The organism is Inquilinus limosus MP06, from assembly GCF_000767795.1.
GTDB lineage: Bacteria > Pseudomonadota > Alphaproteobacteria > DSM-16000 > Inquilinaceae > Inquilinus > Inquilinus limosus_E.
The window spans coordinates 1-3,119 of sequence record NZ_JANX01000658.1; the positions used below are offsets into that span (position 1 = coordinate 1).

Consider the following 3,119-nt stretch of genomic DNA (forward strand, 5'->3'; position numbering starts at 1 on the left):
AGCTCAAGGCCGGGGTCGCAATGACGGTAAGGGCTGCGAAACCGGTGATCAAAACCGATGGTATTGCCTCTCCTCCCCGGCCCCTGGGGCTTGCGTCCAGCGGCCGGAACCGCGGCAGGCGCGGTGCCGTTGATCTATGGTCGATCCGTCCGGCGCCGTTCCCTCTCCGCCGGGCGGACCGCTGTTGGAGGTCGCATGCCGTCGACTGCGCTGCTGCCCCTGATCGGCGCGCTCCTGGTCATCGCCGGGCTGGTGTATTCGGCCTTCCAGGCCATCTGGATCGGCCGGTTCAACCGCCAGAAGCGGTCCTTCAGCCTGTGGGGCTTCGGGCTGAGGGCGAACTGGCCCGGGCTGGTGCTGATCGCCGCCGGCGCCATCCTGCTGCTGGCGCCGTCAGCGCTTCAGGCGCCGGGATGAGCCGCCTCGCGCTGTTCCCCGCGGGACACCTGGCCCCTCGGCCGGCTGCGTAAATGAGGTCGCCCGGCCGCTGGCGCCGGGTCACCATCGGGGAACCACCCATGCAGATCATCGGTCGGGCGCTCGCGGCCGGCGCCGCCCTGGCGCTGCTGTCCGCCACCGCATCCGCCGCCGACAAGGCCGTCGTGGCGGTCACCGCCATCGTCGAGCATCCGTCGCTAGACGCGGTCCGCAACGGCGTGAAGACGGCGCTGGCGGAGGCCGGCTACAGGGAGGGCGACACCCTCGTCTTCCAGTACGAGACGGCCCAGGGCAGCCCGGCCACGGCGGCCCAGATCGCCCGGAAATACGTCGGCCAGATACCGGACGTGATCGTGCCGATCACCACCCCTTCGGCCCAGGCTGTGGCGGCGGCGACGCGCGACATCCCGGTGGTGTTCGCCGCCATCACCGATCCGGTTGGCGCAGGGCTGGTCGCCAGCCGCGAGCGCCCCGGTGGCAATATCACCGGCACCTCCGACATGTCGCCGGTGGCCGACCATCTCGACCTGATTCGGGAGATCATGCCGAGCGTGCAGACCCTCGGCGTGCTGTACAACCCGGCCGAGGCGAACAGCGTCTCGATCCTGGCGGCGCTGCGCGCGATGGCGCAGGACCGGGGCATCGCCGTGCTCGAGGCCCCGGCCGCCAGGACCGGCGATGTCCGCACCGCGGCGCAGAGCCTGATCGGCAAGGCCGACGCCATCTACGTCCCGACCGATAGCACCATCATTACGGCGATCGAGGCGGTGGTCGGGGTCGGCATCGAGAACCGGATCCCTGTGTTTTCGGGCGACACCGACAGCGTCGTCCGCGGTGCGGTCGCCACTCTCGGCTTCGACTACTACCAGGTCGGCCTGCAGACCGGGGCGATGGTGGTACGGGTGCTGAAGGGGGAGAATCCGGCCGGGATGCCGGTCGTGAACGCCCGCGGGGCCGATCTGGTCGTGAACCTGAAATCGGCGACGGCCATGGGCGTCACCATCCCGCCGGCGCTGCTGGCGCGGGCCAGTGCGGTGATCCGTTGAGCTCCCACGGCCGTCAGGCGTCCTGCGACGCGTCCGAACCGGCGCGGCGGTGGTAAAGGTCCAGCACCATCTCCTGCCCGGTCGGGCCGAGCAGCTCGAATGCCGCGAGGGGATGGCGCTGTGTCTCCGGCAGCAGGTCCAGGCGGTTCAGCAGCAGCGCCACCGCGCAGGCGTCGCGCGGCGACAGCAGGCGAATGTTCTCGGGATCCGAACGCGCCAGCCCGACCAGCCGGGCGAGATGGGCCACATCGTCGTCAAGGGTGCTTGGCATGAACATCTCCCTGGATCTCAGCCGGAAATCCTACAGCCGGCGTCGCGTACAGGCCAGGATGCCTCATTCTCGACAAAATCGCGTGTGCAGCCGGCGAAATCAGGCTAGGAGGGCGGGCATCGGATCCACAACAAGAAGATCAGCCATGGCCGCGGCACCGGAGGGCGGGCTCCATCAGGGCCTGCAGCAACGCCATCTCAGCATGATCGCGATCGGCGGCGTCATCGGCGCCGGGCTGTTCGTCGGCTCCAGCTCCATCATCGGCACGGTCGGCCCCGGCGCCTTCCTGACCTATGCGGTCACCGGCGTGCTGATCATCATGGTGATGCGCATGCTGGGGGAGATGGCGGCGGCCAACCCCTCCACCGGCTCCTTCTCCGACTATGCCCGGCTGGCGCTGGGAGACTGGGCCGGCTTCACCGTGGCCTGGCTGTACTGGTACTTCTGGGTGATCGTGGTCGGGTTCGAGGCCGTGGCCGGCGCCGGCCTGCTGCAGAAATGGCTGCCGGACGTGCCGCTGTGGGCGGCGTCGCTGGGCCTGCTGCTGCTGATGACCGCAACCAACCTCTACTCCGTCCGCTCCTTCGGCGAGTTCGAGTACTGGTTCGCCGGCATCAAGGTGGCGACCATCGTCGTGTTCCTGCTGCTGGGCTGCGCCTATGTCTTCGGGCTGTGGCCCGGCCACGCCATGGACTTCTCGAACCTGACGCCGACGGCCGGGTTCCTGCCGAACGGGGTCGGGGCGATCTTCTCCGGCATCGTCGTGGTGGTGTTCTCGATGGTCGGCGCCGAGATCGCCACCATCGCCGCGGCCGAGGCCAAGGACCCGGAGCGAGCGGTGGTGCGCGCCACCCGCTCGGTCGTGGTGCGGATCCTGATCTTCTACATCGGCTCGGTGTTCCTCCTGACGGTAATCCTGCCCTGGGACAGCCTGGCGCCGAAGCAGTCGCCCTTCGTCGTCGCCTTCGAGCGGATGGGCATCGCCTGGGCCGCCGACCTGATGAACGCCGTGGTGCTGACTGCGGTGCTGTCCTGCCTGAACTCCGGCCTCTACACCGCGTCGCGCATGCTGTTCGTGCTGGCCGGCCGGCGCGAGGCCCCCGGCGGCCTGACCCGGACGACCCGGAGCGGCGTGCCGGCGCGGGCGATCCTGGCCTCCACCCTGATCGGCTATCTCTCGGTGATCGCCGCCTATGTCTCGCCGGACACGGTGTTCCTGTTCCTCCTGAACTCCTCCGGCGCCGTCATCCTGTTCGTCTATCTGATGATCGCCGTGTCGCAGTTGGTGCTGCGCCCGCGCACGCCGCCGGAGCGGCTGCGGGTGAGGATGTGGCTGTTCCCCGTGCTCACCCTCCTCACCATCG

4 protein-coding genes are annotated in these 3,119 nt (G+C 69.3%); 3 read left to right on the forward strand and 1 reads right to left on the reverse strand.

Annotation, left to right across the window (positions count from 1 at the left end; genetic code table 11):
* Nucleotides 1-195: 195 nt before the first annotated feature.
* Together P409_RS30375 and P409_RS30380 are read left to right on the forward strand one after the other, a co-directional pair.
* Nucleotides 196-417 carry a hypothetical protein gene (locus P409_RS30375; RefSeq protein ID WP_034847243.1) on the forward strand — a complete coding sequence of 74 codons (222 nt, stop codon included), beginning with the start codon at nt 196-198 and terminating at the stop codon, nt 415-417.
* A 101-nt stretch (nt 418-518) separates the two neighbouring features.
* Complete coding sequence (locus P409_RS30380; protein ID WP_034847245.1) at nt 519-1,484, forward strand: ABC transporter substrate-binding protein; 966 nt, start codon at nt 519-521, stop codon at nt 1,482-1,484.
* A 13-nt stretch (nt 1,485-1,497) separates the two neighbouring features.
* Here the strand turns inward: P409_RS30380 and P409_RS30385 are convergent, their stop codons facing one another.
* Complete coding sequence (locus P409_RS30385) at nt 1,498-1,755, reverse strand: hypothetical protein (RefSeq protein WP_152613631.1); 258 nt, start codon at nt 1,753-1,755, stop codon at nt 1,498-1,500.
* Between the two features lie 145 nt (nt 1,756-1,900).
* Here P409_RS30385 and P409_RS30390 point away from each other — a divergent pair.
* The coding region (locus tag P409_RS30390; RefSeq protein WP_034847249.1) for an amino acid permease at nt 1,901-3,119 on the forward strand (1,219 nt) is incomplete at its 3' end.

Bases quoted from the DNA above. Each gene is read 5' to 3' on its own strand.
- P409_RS30375 (WP_034847243.1), top strand. From the start codon at position 196: ATGCCGTCGACTGCGCTGCTGCCCCTGATCGGCGCGCTCCTGGTCATC.
- P409_RS30380 (WP_034847245.1), top strand. From the start codon at position 519: ATGCAGATCATCGGTCGGGCGCTCGCGGCCGGCGCCGCCCTGGCGCTG.
- P409_RS30385 (WP_152613631.1), bottom strand. From the start codon at position 1,755: ATGCCAAGCACCCTTGACGACGATGTGGCCCATCTCGCCCGGCTGGTC.